This window comes from Microbacterium sp. NPDC028030 (genome assembly GCF_040637855.1).
Lineage (GTDB): Bacteria > Actinomycetota > Actinomycetes > Actinomycetales > Microbacteriaceae > Microbacterium.
In genome coordinates, this window is record NZ_JBEZXF010000001.1 from 1,259,831 (window position 1) to 1,276,246 (window position 16,416).

The window sequence follows — 16,416 nt, forward strand, 5'->3', positions numbered from 1 at the left end:
ACGGATGCAGCAATGCACGACGTACAGGGAGAAGAGAGATTGATTGAGCAGGGGCAGAGCGCACGCGCTGTGGAGGAGTTCGACTACGTCATCGTCGGCGCCGGCAGCGCAGGCGCCGTGATCGCGGCGCGTCTGAGCGAGCAGGCGGACGTGGAGGTGGCGCTGGTCGAGGCCGGCGGCTCGCACAAGTCCGAGATCTTCGACGTCCCGTCTCGCTGGCCCGACCAGCAGCTGACGGCGTCGGACTGGGATCTGGACACGGAGCCGGAGCCGGGGCTCGCCGGCCGTCGTCTCGGCCTGTCCCGAGGCAAGGTGCTCGGCGGCAGCTCGTCCATGAACGGGATGATCTACCTCCGGGGCGCACGCGAGGACTACGACGGCTGGCGGAACAGCGGTCTCCTGGGTTGGGGGGCCGAGGAGGTGCTGCCGACCTTCACGAAGATGGAGACCCGCCGCGGCGCGGCATCCGATCGGCACGGCGGGGACGGGCCGATCGTTGTCGAAGAGGCTGCCCAGCCGCACGAGGTCTCTGCCGCGTGGGTGGAGGCTGCCATGTCGGCCGGATACCCTCGCAACGACGACCTCAACGGGGACACTCAGTTCGGCGCCGGGTTCTTCCCGCTCAGCATCGATGGATCGCGCCGGGTCTCGTCGGCGACCGCCTATCTGGAGCCGGCCGAGGACCGCCGGAATCTGACGGTGCTGACCCACACTCGGGCGATGCGCGTGGTCATCGAGCACGGCCGCGCGGTCGGCGTCGAGGTCGAGCACCTCGGTGAGCGCCGGGTGCTGCGCGCCCGGCGCGAGGTCGTCGTCTCCGCCGGGACCTACCTCACCCCTCAGCTGCTCATGCTCTCCGGCATCGGGCACGCCGAACATCTGCGCAGTCTCGGCATCGACGTCGTGCAGGACCTTCCCGTCGGGGACAATCTGCAGGATCACCCCGGCGTGGGGCTGTACTACTTCTCCACCACCGGTCCCGCCGAAGCGGGGTCCGCTCTCGGCGAGGCCGGCGGCTTCTTCGCTGCGGAGGGCGGGGCGACGCCGGACACCGAGACGATGGTGTATCCGTACTACAACGGTCCGCAGAACACGATTTCAGACCGCGCGGGTGCCGGCTTCACGATCACCGTCCAAGTGCTGCGTCCGCACAGCCGCGGGAGCGTGCGGCTGCGGTCGTCTCACCCCACCGCGGCCCCGCTGATCCAGCACAATCACTTCACCGACGAACGCGACCGGAAGCTGATCGCAGACGCGATCCGGCTGAACCTCGCGATCATCCGCGAACCGGCGATGCAGCGCCTGATCGTCCGCCCACGGCTTCTGCCCGAGTCGGAGTCGGATGCCGACATCCTCGCCTACGTCCGCGCTTACGGGCACGGCTTCTGGCATCCGACCAGCACGGCTCCGATGGGCGCGGTGCTCGATGAGCGACTGCGCGTCCGCGGCGTGCCGGGGCTGCGCGTCGCCGACGCGTCGGCAATGCCGACGATCGTCGGTGCGAACCCGAACGCCACGGTATTCATGATCGGTGAGAAGGCTGCGGCGTTCATCACCGAAGACGCGCGGGGAACGGACCTGACATGACCACCTCTGACATCGGTGATCTCGCGGCGCGGCTGCGCCGCCTCGAGGACCATGAGGAGATCCGGCGCCTCAAGCACATCTATCAGGACGGCGTGGACTCGCCGTGGAATACCGAACGGACCATGGATGTCGCAGGCTTCGTCGCACGCGTGTTCACGGACGACGTCGTGTTCATCGCACCGGTCGACGCGGACGCGACGATGACGCGGGTCGATGGCGCTGCGGCCCTGACCGAGTTCCTCACCGCCCACCATTCCCGCTCGGCGTTCTCGATCCATTTCGTCGCGAACGAGCTGGTCGAGATCGACGGTGACGAGGCCTCGGGGCAATGGAGCGTGCTGGTGCCGGGCCGCGATCCGGACGGTTCGTCCTGGTACGCCGCGCGGTATGTGGAGACCTATCGGCGAACCGGCCGGGGATGGCGGATCTCCCGTTCCGAGCAGTTCGTCGCGCTGTCGACGCCGGCGGCGCCGTGGCGGATCATGCCGCCGAGAGGGAGCCTGTGATGAGCGACGCCACCAAGGCCCGCGACGCCACCAGGGCCCTGGTCGTGCCGCCTGAGATGCGCCGCATCGCGCGCCGTGGAGCCCGCGGGGACGGCCTGGCCGCCCTCGGCTTCCTGTCACCGCTCGCGGTCGGCGTGCTGGTGTTCATCGCGGTACCAGCCGGATTGTCCATCGTGATGTCGCTGTTCGACGTCGGCCTGGGCGGTGCGACGTTCGTCGGCCTGGCGAACTACCAGCGGATGCTCGGAGACCCGCTGTTCTGGTCGAGCCTCGGAGTCACCCTGATCTACGCGGCAGTGTTCGTGCCGGCGCTCACTGTCGCGAGCCTCTCGCTCGCCCTGCTCGTGCACACCGAGTACGCGGGGGTCGGGCTGTGGCGCGCCCTTCTGCTGGCGCCCAACGCGGTCAGCCTGGTCGCCACCGCACTGGTCTGGCGCTTCCTGCTCGCCGATGGCAACGGAACGATCGCGAACATCGCCGGCGCGCTCGGCCTGCCCGTGCCGTCCTGGCTCGGTGAGCCCGGCTGGGCGCTGACCACGGTGATCGGGATCAGCGTCTGGTCGTTCATGGGCTTCTACATGCTCGTCATGGTCGGCGGACGGCAGGACATCCCCGCCGAACTGTACGAGGCCGCCCGGATCGACGGCGCCAGCGCTCCCCAGCAGTTCTGGCGGATCACGCTGCCGATGATGCGACCGACGATCTTCTTCGTGGTGCTGATGGGCACGGTGATCGGCCTCACAGGTCTGCAGTCCTTCGATCTGGTCTTCGTGATGACCAAGGGCGGGCCGGCCAACGCCACGTCGCTGACTATCTACTACATCTATCAGCAGGCGTTCCAGTACGGGCAGTTCGGCTACGCGGCCGCGATGTCCACCGTGCTGACCGTGCTGATGTTCGTGACCGCCGCGGTCTTCTTCCGCACGACGAATTCCGGGAGATTCGATGTCGAGGAATGATGTACTCCGCGCAGGGCGACCCCGGGCCGGGCGCATCCTGAAGCCGCTGCTCGCTGGATTCATCGCGATCGCCGTGGTCTCGCCACTTCTGGTCATGGTCCTGCAGTCGCTGCAGACTGACAGCGGAGGCTGGACACTGGAGAATCTGCGGTTCGCCGTCACGGACTCGCAGGTCTTCCAGTGGCTGCTGAACAGTGTGATCGTCTCGGTCGCATCGACCATCCTGGTGTTAGTCATTCACTCGATGGCCGGCTATGCACTCGCGCGCCTCCGCTTCCGGGGCCGGGACGTGGCGTTCCTCGGGGTCGCCGCGACCATGTTCGTCTCACTTCCCGTACTCCTAGTTCCGCTGTTCATCATCGTGCGCGAGTTCGGCATGCTGAACTCCTATATCGGGATCATCCTGCCCACCCTGTTCGGCGGCTTCGCGACCATCCTGATGCGGCAGTTCTTCCTGACCGTCCCCCGGGAGCTCGAGGAGGCCGCCCGCCTGGACGGCTGTGGACACGTGCGCACCTTCCTGCAGATCTTCCTGCCGGTGGCACGGCCGGCCTTCGTGTCCGTGGCCGTGATCAACTTCCTGGCCAGTTGGAACCTGTTCATGTGGCCCCTCACGATCACCACGGACTCCAGTCTCTGGGTGGTCCAGGTCGGCATCACCAGCTTCCAGACCCAGTACCAGGGTTCCTGGGGCTACATGATGGCTGTCACGTTCCTGTCCGCGCTGCCCACGCTGGTCGTGTTCTTCATCCTGCAGCGCTACATCGTCGCCTCGCTGAAGACCTCGGGGATCAAGTGAGCGCGACCCGAACCGAGAACAAGGAGATATCGTGAGCATTCTTGAAGTGGCCAAGGTCCGCGTCGACCCCGCCCGCACCGAAGAGTTCGAATCAGCGTTCGCCGACGCCATCGCGTTCGTGCGCGCGGCCCACGGGCATCGCGACTCGCAGCTGACGCGGGTGCTGGAGACACCCGGAGAGTATCTCTTCCTGGTCACGTGGGAGGACCTCGCCGACCACACCGAGCGCTTCACGGCATCCGACGGGTTCCGGTCCTTCGTTGCCGTGTTGGAGCCGTATTTCCGGGAAGCACCTGAAGCTGTGCACGTCACGACGATCATCGAGAAGGAGAACAGCAAGTGAGCACCATCGCCATCATCGGAACCGGCCTCATGGCCAACGCCCTGGGTATCGGCTGGACCCGCGCGGGACACGACGTACGGATCGGCACCCGATCAGTCGAGAATGCCGGGCTGGAGTTCGAGGCCTCCTTCGTCGGTGCCACCGATGAAGCCGTCGAGCCAGCCGAGGTGGTCGTGCTCGCCGTGCCGTTCCCTGCGGTAGCTCCGCTGGTCGGCGCGTTGAAGGACAAGCTCGCAGGCAAGACAATCATCGACATCTCCAATCCCTTCGATCACCTACCAGACAACGCGCGCGCCGCAGTCGAGTACACGGCGGATGCGCTGGGTACGACGGACGGCCTCGTCGCGGCCTTCAAGGACAACTTCGCGGCCACCATCAACGCCCCGCTGGCAGCCGACGGACACCGCCCCGACGTGAAGGTCGCGGCGGACGACCCGGCGGCGAAGGCAGTGGTGGAGAAGCTCGTCGCGGAACTTGACCACCGCATGCTCGATTGCGGCCCGCTGCACAACGCGCGCCTGATCGACCCGATGGTCACGCTCATGCTCACGCTCGACCGGACCTACTGCGACTTCACGATGAAGACCGGGTGGCGCTTCTTCGGCCTCCCCGACGACGCGGAGAACCGAGCCTGATTTCCGTTGCGGCCGACCGGTGCGGTGGCCGCAACGGTCCAACCCCGAGAGGAGTTCGACATGTCGACAGCCGTACTGATCGGCACCCTCGACACCAAGGGCCGGGAGTACGATTTCGCACGCTCGGTCCTGCGTGCCGCTGGTGCGGAGGTGATCCTGATGGACGTCGGAATCCTGGGTGATCCCGGCATCATCCCCGATATCACGGCCGCTGAGGTGGCAGCCGCTGCAGGGGGCGAACTGGACGCGCTGCGAACAGGAACCGAGTCCGACGAGGCGCGTTCGGCCGCGCTCGAACTGATGACCCGCGGAGCGATCGAAATCGTCGACCGCCTGATGTCGCAGGGGCGCTGCGACGGCATCCTCGGCTTCGGAGGCTCCGGCGGCAGCGCCCTGCTCAGCGGAGTGATGCGACATCTGCCCTTCGGTCTCCCGAAGCTGCTGGTCTCGACCATGGCATCCGGAGACGTCAGCTCCTATGTCGGATCTTCCGATCTGTGCATCATGCACTCGGTGACGGACATCGCCGGCCTGAACCGGATCTCCCGGCCGATCCTGAGCAACGCCGCAGGCGCACTGGCCGGGATGATGAGCGTGACCCACGAGACGACGGATCTCGTGCGTCCGGCGGTCGGCATCACCATGCTCGGCGTGACCACACCCGGTGTGCTACAGGTGGTCGCGCGGCTGGAGGAGACCGGGTACGACCCAGTCGTGTTCCATGCCGTCGGCTCGGGCGGGCGGGCGATGGAATCGCTGCTCGACGGAGGCGTGCTCGCCGGCGTGATCGACTACACGATCAAGGAGGTGACGGACGACCTCCACGGCGGGATCTTCGTCGCCGGACCGCGGCGGATGCGAGCCGCAGGCGACAGCGGCCTTCCTCAGCTGGTCGTGCCCGGCGCCGTGGAGGTCATCAACTTCGGTCCGTGGGACACGGTACCGGCGGATCTGCGAGACGGTGCGCGGCCGATCATCCGACACAACGATCAGGTCACCGCCGTCCGGGCGACCCGCGACGAGCTGCGGGATGTCGCCGATGAGGTGGCGGACCGGCTGAACAGCGCGCGAGGACCCGTCGAGGTCGTGATCCCGTCCGGCGGATTCGACAGTTACGCCGCGCACGACGGACCGTTCGCGGCGCCCGAGGACGATGCAGACTTCGCCGATCGGCTGGCATCCGGTCTTCGCGAGGGCATCCCCGTTACCCGGTCGCCCCTCGACGCCAACGACCCCGCGTTCGCCGACCTCGTCGCCGACAGGTTCCTTGCACTGATGGAGCACGACCACGATCACGACGCGAATGAGACCCCCGCCGAAAGTGAGGCACAGAGATCATGAACGAAGGACTGCGCATCGTCGTCGGCAGCGATGACGCCGGGTACGACTACAAGGAAGCGCTCAAGGAGGTACTCGCCGGGGACGCTCGAGTCGCCTCGGTCTTCGATGTCGGCGTCGACCGAGACGGCCATGCCCCCTATCCTAGGGTGGCGATCGCCGCGGCCGAGCAGGTTGGCGATGGCCGGGCCGACCGGGCGCTACTGGTGTGCGGCACGGGGCTAGGCGTAGCGATCGCAGCCAACAAGGTGCCCGGCATCCGAGCAGTGACCGCGCATGACAGTTTCAGTGTCGAGCGCAGCGTGCTCAGCAACAACGCTCAGGTGCTGTGCCTGGGGCAGCGCGTGATCGGAATCGAACTCGCGAAGCGACTGGTACGCGAATGGCTGGGCTACGAATTCGACGAGTCCTCCGCATCGGCGGTGAAGGTCTCCGTCATCTCCGAATACGAGGGAGCGGGACACTGTGGCTGACGTACACGGTGGAATTCTGCTAGGCATCGGATTGAAGGCATACCTCGACGTGGCGGAAAGCGCAGCCTGGGCGTCTCGTCTCGCGGCTATCGTGCGCGATCATCCCGCCGTGGTCGACGGAGATGTCCGCCTCTTCGTGCTCCCGGCCCTGCCGGCGCTGCCCGGAGTCCGTGCGGCGCTGGACGGGACACGGGTCGGCATAGGGGCTCAGGATCTCAGTCCTTACAGCCGCGGTGCGTACACCGGTGCGATCACGGGCTCGGACCTGAGAGATGTCGGATGCGAGTATGTCGAGGTAGGACACGCCGAGCGGCGTCGCCACTTCGGCGAAGACGATGCGATGATCGCGCGGAAGACTGCCGTGGCGTTGAGCAGCGGCCTCACACCGGTGCTGTGCGTCGGGGAGCCGGACGAGAGCGGCGCCAACCAAGCCGCTGCAGTCTGCGTCGCGAGGCTGGCCACGGCTCTCTCGGAGACCGGAGCCCCGCGCGACGGCCAGAACGTCGTCGTCGCCTATGAGCCGGAATGGGCTATCGGACGCGCTACTGCCGCCGATCCAGAGCACGTGCTAACGGTCATCGCGGCGCTGCGGGCACGACTCGACGAGCTCGGCTGGCAGGATGCCTCGGTCATCTACGGGGGCAGCGCCCAACTCGGCACCCTCGCCCGTCTCGGCGCCGGAGTCGACGGACTCTTCCTTGGCAGATTCGCCCATGACCCCGACACCGTCGCCCGGATCATCGAGGAGGCCGCTTCTGTGAAGCCCAGACGAGCCTGATCGTCGCGCGAACTCAGTTGACTTGGCGGCACCCGCCGTCGCCCACCCTCGCGTGCGCAGTTGTCAACCCGAGCGAGAACACGTGGAACGGGCCCTGCGGAGCCGGCTAAGCGCCGCAATCACCGACGAGCACTCGAATGAGAGCATGTCGCACGGTCGTCGCGACTGCTACTTGTCCAGATGTCGCCGCCAGCATCGTCATGTCCTCACCTCTGCGATGGCATTGAACGTGGGCGAGATCGTGTCTCTGGGCAGAACCGACAGGGACTATGCGGATTGGCACACGGCTCATCGGAGTGAACTTGAGTTCCTGATGAGGAGCCGTGTGCCGATTCGCGTCGCCTTGACGGGTGCAGCGTCGTTGTCGATGCGTCTCATCAGCGTGTGGACTGCCTCGGCTCCCAGCGCTTCGGCATCTTGGGCTACGACATTGATGCCCCCGCCGAAAACGTCAGCCAACGGGAAATCGTCGAAGGCGACGAAGGCGTCCGACGCGGCGTCGAATCCGGCATGGATCATCGCGAGTGTGGTCAGGGAGTTTCCTGAGACGTATGCGGTCGGCGGACGGCGGATCTGGCGGAACCAGCTGAGATGCTTGCCGATCCGCTGGCTGTCTGGGGCGTGCTGGTACACCAGCGACAGGTCCAGCTCGATGCCGGCCTCTCGCAGCGCCGATCTATAGCCTTCGAGTCGCTCCTTCTGGGTGAATACTTCCTCGGCGTCGCCCAGGTAGGCGATGCGATCGTGCCCGGCGGCGATCAGGTGCCGCACCGCTGAGGCCATCCCTCCGACATTGTCCGAGAGAACGACATCCGTCTCGTGACCTCGGGCAGGCCGATCGAGACACACAACGGGGGTGCTGCGTAGCAGACGTGCCAAGTAGCCCTTGGAGGCTGGTGTCGGGCTGAGGACGATGCCATCGACGTGTCCCGCGGCGAGGGACTCGAGAGTCTCGCGCTCTCGTTTGACATCACCCAACATCGAAGCGACGATCACGACGTACCGGTCGCCGACAGAGCGTTCCACGCTGAGTGCCAATTGCGCAGCGAAAGGCTCGGAGATGTCTTCGCAAACAAACGCAATGGATCCCGATGTCGACCGACGTAGTCCTTGCGCCGCAGGGTTGGGACGGTACGACAATTCCCGCATTGCAGCAAGCACGCGCTCGCGCGTGTCAGTTGCCACGTAGGCCTCCTGGTTCAGTACACGGGAGACGGTCTTGGCGCTCACTCCGGCGAGGCGGGCAACATCCTCCATCTTGGCGCGCTCTGCGCTCATGCCGACCTCCAGGGTTGCGAATCTGCCGGTTCAGGGGACAGTCTAGATCACAATTTTCTGTCATCGTTGTCATACGCGAAAAGATGCGGGACTACGGGGTTCCTAGGCGCTTCATGCTGCTGATCGTCGCGAATTCGCGTAGAGGAGCGAGCTCCGACCGACCTATCGTGTGTGGGTAGCGGCGGGCGAGTGTGCAAACCATTGCGTAATTGCCCTGACAACGTCGTCATAGAAAGGGGCATCGCAATGCAGCGACGTGAGTTCCTCCTTGGCGCAGGACTGGCCGGTGTCGGGCTATTGCTCGCCGGCTGCACTGGGACCGAGTCGACCTCGCCAGGGAAGGGCGGTGCGATCCAGTTCTTCAATGACGCGGCCTCCTGGGGGCCAGGCTACGAGGCGGCTGGCGCCGAACTGGCAAAGAAGACTGGCTGGTCCATCGATCCGCAGACCATCCCTAACGCAACAGCGTACGAGCAGGTCGTCCGTTCGCTCCTACAGACGAAGAACCCGCCGGATCTCGTGAAATGGGGTAGCGGCTATCGCATGCAAGACCTCGCCCGCACGGGAGGGCTTGCCGACCTCACGAGCGCATGGGACACGGCTGTAGCGAAGGGCTGGCTCGACGACTCCCTGCGGTCCGCGTTCAGCTTCCAGGACGGCGTGTTCGGGTTGCCGTTGATCCAGGGGTTCTACGTGATGTTTTACAACGTCGCGCTCTTCGACAGGCTCGGGCTCACGACTCCGACGACATGGAGCGAGTTCGTCGACGTCTGTGAGTCCCTGAAGGCAGCCGGTGTCACCCCCATCGGCACCACCCAAGTGAACATCTGGCCTGTCGCGAACTGGTTCAGCATTCTCGCCACCGCCTACGACCCCGAGTGGTTTGTTCGGCTGTGCGATAACCGCGCTTCCTTCGCCGACGAGGAAGCTCAAGGGCTCATGGCTCTGTGGCAGGAGATGATCGGGAAGGGTTACCACGCCTCCGCCGACTCCGTGAGTGACAACTTCCCGGGCATGTTGCAGAACGAGAAGATCGGGATGTGGCCGACGCCGGTGAGCTGGAGTTCGCAGAACCTTCAGAAACTCGGTATGAAGTCAGGCACCGATTACGACGCCTTTCTCCTGCCGATGGTCAATGGCCACCCTCAGGCCGTTGTCACGGAGGTCGCGGGCCTCGTTGTGCCGCGACGTTCCCCTCATGTGGCGGAGGTCACGAAGGCGATGGCGTCATGGCTTGACCCGCAGGTGCAACAGCCTTGGTCGGACTTCTTGTCAGGTTCCTCGGCTAACCCCAAGGTGCCGTGGACCGACAAGACCAGCCAGCGTCTGCAGACCGAGATTCGTCGCGACAAGGTTCAAGTCGTCAATCGGTATTGGGAAGCTTCGCCGCCACCTCTCGTCGTAGGGGTGACGCAGGATCTGGGTGGGTTCATGGCCAATCCGAGTGATCCTCGGGCTGTGCTCCGCTCACTCGAGGAGAAGGCTGCCTCGGAGTGGTCGTACTGGACGGAGGCCACACGATGAGCCAGCTCACGGAGACCCGAGCGGTCGTTACGGGTTCACGTAGCGGTGAAGGTGTGCGGCCTGTCGGGGACAATTCTGCGGCCCTTCGGCGGCGTGATCGGATCACTCGTGGTCGCCCGCGGCTGTTGTTCCTTTTGCCGGCGGTCGCACTGGTCGGCGTGCTGAGTCTTGTTCCCTTCTTCGCGACGGTGTGGCGCAGCTTTTTCGACGACGCCATTCTCGATCCCGAGTTCAGCTGGTTCGCTTCGTATGCTCGTCTGTTCTCGGACCCGGTGATCGTTCGCTCCCTCGTCAACACCCTGATGTGGTTGGTGGGAACCGTGATCATTCCGGTCGGCCTGGGACTGGCGATTGCGGCGCTGACCAACACCGTCAACTGGGGCAAGTGGGCGCGACTCGCGATCGTGCTGCCGTACGCTCTGTCCGGCACGGCTGTTGCTGTTGTGTGGAACTTCGTCCTCCAGGACTCCGGGGCTCTGAATTCCTTCCTTCGTGGCGTCGGGCTCGGCGCCTTGGCGCAGCCGTGGCTGCTGGAGTGGCCCGGGAACACGATCATGTTGATTCTCGCCAACTCGTGGCAGGCATCAGGCGTTGCGGTGATCCTCTACCTCGTCGGTCTCCAAGGCATTCCGCGCGAGACGCTTGAAGCTGCCGCCCTCGACGGTGTCGACGGCGTGCGGAGGTTCTTCCAGATCACTCTCCCGCAGCTGCGCGGAACGACGGCCGTGGTCATGGGAATCAGCCTGGCCAATGGTCTGAAATCCTTCGACCTCATCTGGGTGCTGACCAATGGCGGCCCGGGCCGGGCGACAGAGACGTTGGCGGTATCGATGTACTGGCAGAGCTTCGTCCTGCAGCGCCCCGGCTCCGGCGCCGCGATCGCCGTCGTCCTCACCGTCGTCGTCGTGGCCGTCTCGGTCACCTACCTGCGCAAACAGCTCAAGAACGATTGAGGCCACTCATGAAGACCATATTTCGCGCGGGTGCCGCGCTGCGCGCGGCGCTGATCATCCTGCTCGCCTTGCTCTGGTTCGTTCCGACGTACCTCATCATCGTGAACGCATTCACGTCCAACCAGGCCTATAGCGGTGAAGTGGCCTGGTTCCCGAAGGGCTTCGCACTGTTCGAGAACATCGCCATCGCATGGCAGGCCGTCGACCTCGGCCCATCGCTGATGAACTCGCTGCTGTACGCCGTGCTGGCCGGGGCGCTGGCGGTCCTCGTGGCTGCATTGGCCGGATTCGCGGTCTCCGCGATTCCCGGTGGCTGGCGCACCTTCTGGTTCTGGCTGATTTACTCGGGTGCACTGTTTCCCGCCCAAGCGTTCTTGCGCCCGCTGTTCACCGGATACGCCGAGACGGGTCTTTACGACACGCGATGGGGTCTGTTCTTGATTTACATCGCGACGTGCGTCCCCTTCTCCTTCTTCATCATGCGCAACCACATGCTGTCGATTCCGCCCGAGATCAACGAGGCCGCCCAGCTCGACGGCGCCGGTTGGTGGACCGTTTTCACGCGGTTCTTCCTGCCCTTGTCGAAATCGGCCCTCGCCGCAGCGTTCATCTTCCAGTTCGTCTGGGTGTGGAACGAACTGCTGTTCGGAATCACTCTCAGCTACTCGGAGGAGATCCGTCCGGTGATGGCGGCGCTTGCGGGTCTTCAGTCGAACTACGGCACGGTCGGCCCGCCGGTGGTGCTTGCAGGAGCGCTCTTCGTCTCCCTGCCCACCGTGATCGTATTCCTCCTCTTCCAGCGGGTGTTCGCCTCAAGCCTCGGCGGCGCGAAGATCTGATGCCCCAACCTCAACCCCACAAAGGAGAATCCATGCCTGAGGTCTACTACCAGCATCCCGGCACCTGGTTCGGCGACTGCATGCCGATCTACCATGACGGCGCCTTCTACCTCTTCCACCAGCGCGACCTGCGCAATCCTGGACCGCTCCCCAATTGCGAACCTTTTGGGTGGGCACTGGCCCGCACTACCGACTTCGTGACTTACGAAGACCTCGGGGACGCCATCGTGCGTGGCGGAGACCACGACCAGGACCAGTTCATCTACGCCGGATCGGTCATCCGCGCGAACGACAAGTTCATCGCCATGTACACCGGCTACAACCGCGACCACTTCGAAGCCGAGGGCAAGCCCTCGCAGGTGCTCATGATCGCCGAGAGTGATGACCTCATCCACTGGGTCAAGACTGACAAGGCGGTTGTGGCGCCGCAGCCGGGATATGACCCCGACGACTGGCGAGACCCGTGGGTCATCTGGGATGAAGAGAGAGCCGAGTACCTGATGATCCTCGGCGCCCGCAAGGCGGGTCCGAAGACTCAGGCGACCGGCAGCACCGTGGCTTTCACGTCCAAGGATCTTGAGAACTGGGAGTTCCAGGGAGACTTCTGGGCGCCGGGGCTCTACACGATGCACGAGATGCCGGACCTGTTCCAGGAGGGTGACTGGTGGTACCACCTCGTCACGGAGTACTCCGACAAGTCCAAGACCATCTACCGCCGTGCTCGTTCCCTGCAGGGCCCCTGGGAGGCCACCGCAGATGATGCGTTCGATGGCCGCGCGTACTACGCCGCGCGCTCGGTATCAGACGGCACGCACCGTTATCTCGTCGGCTGGGTGCCGACGCGCTGGGACGACGATGACACCAAGAGCTGGCAGTGGGGTGGCACGCTAGTGATCCACGAGATCGTCGTTCGCTCTGACGGGACGCTGGGGGCGAAGATCCCCGACGCCGTCATGAAGCACCTCAAGTCGCGGACAGTCTCGACGATGCCCGGTTTCGAGCTCGATCGCCGCGACGGGGTCGCTGAACAGGTGCTCGCTCCGCAGGTTCCTCGGACAGCGCTCGTCTCGACGACGTTGCGCGTTGCCCCGGGCACGAGGGTGGTGAACATCCGCTTCGCGGAGGACCCGATCGCACAGCGCGGGTATCAGTTCGCGCTTCGAGTCACGGAGGGGCGTCTTGAGTTCGATCGGTTCCCGAACTGGCCCTGGGGTCAGCTGGACAACCGCGATCTGGACCGCCCACTCTCGATCGATGATGGCGCGGAACATGCGATTGCACTGGTCTTTGACGGCGACATCGCGACGCTATACGTCGACGACGTGGCGCTGAACGCTCGGTTTAACGCTCCGGCGGGTACTCAGCTTTCGATCGAGGTCGCGGATGGTGCGATCTCCGTCGGGGAAGTGGTCGTCTCGACCACTCCGTAAGTGTGACGCGGGAGGCCGCAACTCCTCATAGGAGCTCGTGGCCTCCCGCGGTTACCATTGCGCGCAACTGCGATCGCAGCGTTTCTTGGCGGCACGCCAGCACAACATTCACGAGAGGCCGAGGATGCCCACATTGGACCACGTAGTCCTGCATGCCGAGTTCACTGCGCGTGCCGGCTCCGACGATGAGGTGATGCGTCTGATCAGGGATTACGCCGAGCTCGTCCGGAAAGAACCTGGCAACATCGTCTTCGACGTATATAGGCGAGCCGAGTCGCCCTCTGACTTCTTTGTGTTCGAGGTCTACCATGATCGCGATGCGTTCGACGCGCATCTCCGAGCCGACGCGGGAACGGAGTTCAACGCGCGTCTCGCTGAGCACATCGTCGGGGAGGGAAGCACTCTCCGCTTCCTTACTCCCACCTCGGTCGCGGGGTGGCATTCGTGACCGCCCCCCGCGTGCTCGTCGTCGGCGAGGCGCTGATCGACGTCGTCCACCGCGCCGACGGCACAGTGGACGAGAACCCAGGCGGCAGCCCGACGAACGTCGCGATCACCCTCGGCCGCCTTGGACGGTCGCCACGGCTGCTCACCGCGCTCGGTCAGGATAGCCACGGGCAACTCCTGCGGAAATGGCTGGCCGATTCCGATGTGGCAATCGAATCCACGGAGATCACCCGCACAGCAACGGCAACCGCGGAACTGGATGCGTCAGGGGCAGCCACCTACGTCTTCGATATCGAATGGACGCTCGCGGGAGTCGACGTGGAGCAAGCGGAACTGGTCCACATCGGGTCGATTGCCGGATTACTCGAACCCGGCGCATCAGACGTACTCCGCTTGCTCGACCAACAGCGTGGTGACGCGCTGATCACCTACGATCCGAACATCCGGCCAGCGCTCATCCCCGATCGGGATGTCGCGCGGCAACGCGTCGAGGCGCTCGTCAGGCGGGCTGACGCGGTAAAGGCGAGCGATGAGGACCTGAGGTGGCTCTACCCTGATCGCGACCATCACGCGTCAGCCCGCGCCTGGCAGGAATCGGGACCCGCGATCGTTGTCGTGACAGAGGGCAGAGACGGCGCCTTTGCAATCGCTGACTCCGGAGAGGTCCACGTGACTGGCCGAACCGTCGAAGTCGTGGACACCGTCGGAGCCGGAGATACCTTTATGGGGGCGTTCATCGATAGCCTGATCGACGAGGGGTGGTCAAGCGGTACCGCTCGCGCAGCACTGCGGAATGCGGCGACAAGCCATCTCGCGTCGATCCTCGACTGGGCCACACGCGCGGCGGCGATCACCGTGTCGAGGCGCGGCGCGAACCCCCCTCGTCGGAACGAGCTCATCTGACCCGCTTCCGCCTTTGACCGGGCCAAGGCCATACGCTGCACGACGCGATCACACGATGAAGCAGGCCCCGGCGGCCTAACGCTCGTGAAGTGGCAGGGACACCGGTCGGCGTTGATGCAGTAGTCGGTGGCAATGATCAAGGTGCCCACTCGGCCGGGTCGCGCCTCGCGCGCCAAGAGCATCGACGATCGCTCTTGACACGCGCGGAGATCTGGTCGTTTACTAGACGTAAGCGATTGCGTAATCGTTTACGTAGTGTTTCGGACTCGAACAAGCCAACGGAGGATTGAGATGAGACGAGCAATCTTCGGCCTTGCGGCCGTGATCACAGTAGGTATCGCCCTGACCGGATGCACGGGCAGTGCGGGACATACGGAATCAGACGACAAGACGATCAATTACTGGGGATTCGAGGGTGGTATCTCGACCAAAACGGCGAAGCAGGTCATCTCGGAATTCGAAGAATCGCATCCCGGATACACGGTGAACGCCGTCGTCATGGACACCGCCGACTTCGACGTCAAGCTCCCGAGCACACTCGGTAAGGCGTCCGGTCCGGATCTGGTGTACACGGGCACCGAGCCGAACCACCTCGGGCGCTACGTGAATGTGGGACAGGTGTCGGCACTCGACGACGTCTGGCAGGAGAACGGCTGGGACAACCTCGTACCCTCAACCCAGCAGCGACTGACATACGACGGCACGCCCTATGCCGTCGGCAACGAACTCGAGACGGTCGGACTCATGTACAACCGGGTGATTCTCGACCGTCTGGGGATCCCAGTTCCCCAGACTCTGGAAGACCTGGAAGCCGCGATGGACAAGGTGCTCGCAGCGGCCGACGGCACGACGCCCATGGTGCTCGCGTGCGGCGGTCCTTGCTATGCCGGCCTACACATGATGCACGCACTGAGCTACGCGACGATACCCACCGATGAGATCGTCGCCGCAACATCGGACGGTGATGGCGCCTACACCGACGATGGATGGCTCGAGATGCTCGAGAAGTTCAAGAAGTGGAATGATGCCGGGTACTTCACCGCTGACGCCAGTGGCATCCCTGACGAGAATCACACGGCGGACTTCTGCGCTGGCGGAACCGCATTCATGGTCAAGGGGCCGTGGATGTTCAATGCGATGGCGGAATGCGAGAAGGCGAATCCAGACGCATTCGAGTTCGGCTTCACAGGGTTCCCCGTGGCGGATGGCATGCCGTTCCAGGCGTACGTCGGAACCGGAAAGGCCTGGTTCCTCTCGTCGTCGCTCGACCAGAATGACGAGAAGCGCCAGGCTGTCCTCGATCTGGTGAAGGGCTTCACCGACGTCTCCACCTTCCCCTCCTGGATCGAAACAGATCAGCGGTTCCCCGCCGTGGAGTTCGACGCTGCCGAGTACAAGATGACTGAGCCGCAGCAGCAGGCGATGCAGATTATCCAGGACGCCGGCGACAACGGAGGAGCAGTCGACGTCGGCTTCAACAACAGCGCGGAGGAAACTCAGGTTTGGGTCGCAGGGCTGCAGGGGATCCTCGCGGGCACCACGACGCCGCAAGACGTCATCGATGAGCTGCAGGCGCAACTCGAGAAGGACCAGGCCGCGTGGGCTGATGCGAAGTGAGCCGTCG

At 64.6% G+C, this 16,416-nt stretch carries 17 protein-coding genes; 16 read left to right on the plus strand and 1 reads right to left on the minus strand.

Going from position 1 to position 16,416, the window contains the following annotated elements; genetic code table 11:
• The first annotated feature begins 12 nt into the window (after nucleotides 1–12).
• Genes AB0E56_RS06190 through AB0E56_RS06230 form a run of 9 tightly spaced genes read left to right on the plus strand, consistent with a single transcriptional unit; the run spans nucleotide 13 to nucleotide 7,418 of the window.
• A complete protein-coding gene (locus AB0E56_RS06190) occupies nucleotides 13–1,587 on the plus strand; it encodes a GMC family oxidoreductase N-terminal domain-containing protein (RefSeq protein ID WP_359797485.1) in 1,575 nt (524 codons plus the stop codon).
• Nucleotides 1,584–2,093, plus strand: coding sequence for a nuclear transport factor 2 family protein (locus AB0E56_RS06195; RefSeq protein ID WP_359797487.1), 510 nt, complete (start codon nucleotides 1,584–1,586; stop codon nucleotides 2,091–2,093). The genes AB0E56_RS06190 and AB0E56_RS06195 overlap by 4 nt, the downstream gene beginning before the upstream one ends.
• The gene (locus AB0E56_RS06200; protein WP_359797488.1) at nucleotides 2,093–3,052 is read left to right on the plus strand and encodes a sugar ABC transporter permease; all 960 of its coding nucleotides are present in this window, start codon (nucleotides 2,093–2,095) and stop codon (nucleotides 3,050–3,052) included. Before AB0E56_RS06195 ends, AB0E56_RS06200 begins: the two co-directional genes overlap by 1 nt.
• The gene (locus AB0E56_RS06205) at nucleotides 3,039–3,851 is read left to right on the plus strand and encodes a carbohydrate ABC transporter permease (RefSeq protein WP_359797490.1); all 813 of its coding nucleotides are present in this window, start codon (nucleotides 3,039–3,041) and stop codon (nucleotides 3,849–3,851) included. Before AB0E56_RS06200 ends, AB0E56_RS06205 begins: the two co-directional genes overlap by 14 nt.
• Before the next feature lie 31 nt (nucleotides 3,852–3,882).
• Nucleotides 3,883–4,194: an antibiotic biosynthesis monooxygenase family protein gene (locus AB0E56_RS06210; protein ID WP_359797492.1), complete on the plus strand. Its 312-nt coding sequence runs from the start codon at nucleotides 3,883–3,885 to the stop codon at nucleotides 4,192–4,194.
• Nucleotides 4,191–4,829 carry an NAD(P)-binding domain-containing protein gene (locus AB0E56_RS06215; RefSeq protein ID WP_359797494.1) on the plus strand — a complete coding sequence of 213 codons (639 nt, stop codon included), beginning with the start codon at nucleotides 4,191–4,193 and terminating at the stop codon, nucleotides 4,827–4,829. Before AB0E56_RS06210 ends, AB0E56_RS06215 begins: the two co-directional genes overlap by 4 nt.
• Before the next feature lie 60 nt (nucleotides 4,830–4,889).
• The gene (locus AB0E56_RS06220) at nucleotides 4,890–6,170 is read left to right on the plus strand and encodes a Tm-1-like ATP-binding domain-containing protein (RefSeq protein ID WP_359797495.1); all 1,281 of its coding nucleotides are present in this window, start codon (nucleotides 4,890–4,892) and stop codon (nucleotides 6,168–6,170) included.
• On the plus strand, nucleotides 6,167–6,640 hold the full coding sequence (locus AB0E56_RS06225) for a ribose-5-phosphate isomerase (protein WP_359797497.1): 474 nt from the start codon (nucleotides 6,167–6,169) through the stop codon (nucleotides 6,638–6,640). Before AB0E56_RS06220 ends, AB0E56_RS06225 begins: the two co-directional genes overlap by 4 nt.
• Entirely contained in the window at nucleotides 6,633–7,418 is a 786-nt protein-coding gene (locus AB0E56_RS06230) for a triose-phosphate isomerase family protein (protein WP_359797499.1), read from the plus strand. Before AB0E56_RS06225 ends, AB0E56_RS06230 begins: the two co-directional genes overlap by 8 nt.
• A 288-nt stretch (nucleotides 7,419–7,706) precedes the next feature.
• Here the strand turns inward: AB0E56_RS06230 and AB0E56_RS06235 are convergent, their stop codons facing one another.
• A complete protein-coding gene (locus tag AB0E56_RS06235; RefSeq protein WP_359797501.1) occupies nucleotides 7,707–8,696 on the minus strand; it encodes a LacI family DNA-binding transcriptional regulator in 990 nt (329 codons plus the stop codon).
• 246 nt (nucleotides 8,697–8,942) lie between these two features.
• Here AB0E56_RS06235 and AB0E56_RS06240 point away from each other — a divergent pair, with 246 nt between their 5' ends.
• From AB0E56_RS06240 to AB0E56_RS06270, 7 genes are all read left to right on the plus strand, one after another.
• Nucleotides 8,943–10,220: an ABC transporter substrate-binding protein gene (locus AB0E56_RS06240; RefSeq protein WP_359797502.1), complete on the plus strand. Its 1,278-nt coding sequence runs from the start codon at nucleotides 8,943–8,945 to the stop codon at nucleotides 10,218–10,220.
• Nucleotides 10,217–11,173: a sugar ABC transporter permease gene (locus AB0E56_RS06245; RefSeq protein WP_359797504.1), complete on the plus strand. Its 957-nt coding sequence runs from the start codon at nucleotides 10,217–10,219 to the stop codon at nucleotides 11,171–11,173. The genes AB0E56_RS06240 and AB0E56_RS06245 overlap by 4 nt, the downstream gene beginning before the upstream one ends.
• A 101-nt stretch (nucleotides 11,174–11,274) precedes the next feature.
• Nucleotides 11,275–12,012, plus strand: coding sequence for a carbohydrate ABC transporter permease (locus tag AB0E56_RS06250; RefSeq protein ID WP_359797506.1), 738 nt, complete (start codon nucleotides 11,275–11,277; stop codon nucleotides 12,010–12,012).
• Between the two features lie 32 nt (nucleotides 12,013–12,044).
• Nucleotides 12,045–13,442, plus strand: a complete 1,398-nt coding sequence (locus AB0E56_RS06255) for a glycosyl hydrolase family 32 (RefSeq protein ID WP_359797508.1) — start codon at nucleotides 12,045–12,047, stop codon at nucleotides 13,440–13,442.
• An 85-nt stretch (nucleotides 13,443–13,527) separates the two neighbouring features.
• Nucleotides 13,528–13,890 carry a putative quinol monooxygenase gene (locus tag AB0E56_RS06260; RefSeq protein ID WP_359797510.1) on the plus strand — a complete coding sequence of 121 codons (363 nt, stop codon included), beginning with the start codon at nucleotides 13,528–13,530 and terminating at the stop codon, nucleotides 13,888–13,890.
• The gene (locus AB0E56_RS06265; protein ID WP_359797512.1) at nucleotides 13,887–14,792 is read left to right on the plus strand and encodes a carbohydrate kinase; all 906 of its coding nucleotides are present in this window, start codon (nucleotides 13,887–13,889) and stop codon (nucleotides 14,790–14,792) included. Before AB0E56_RS06260 ends, AB0E56_RS06265 begins: the two co-directional genes overlap by 4 nt.
• A 291-nt stretch (nucleotides 14,793–15,083) precedes the next feature.
• Nucleotides 15,084–16,409 (plus strand): ABC transporter substrate-binding protein, encoded by a 1,326-nt coding sequence (locus AB0E56_RS06270; protein ID WP_359797514.1) that lies wholly within the window; start codon nucleotides 15,084–15,086, stop codon nucleotides 16,407–16,409.
• Nucleotides 16,410–16,416: the final 7 nt, after the last annotated feature.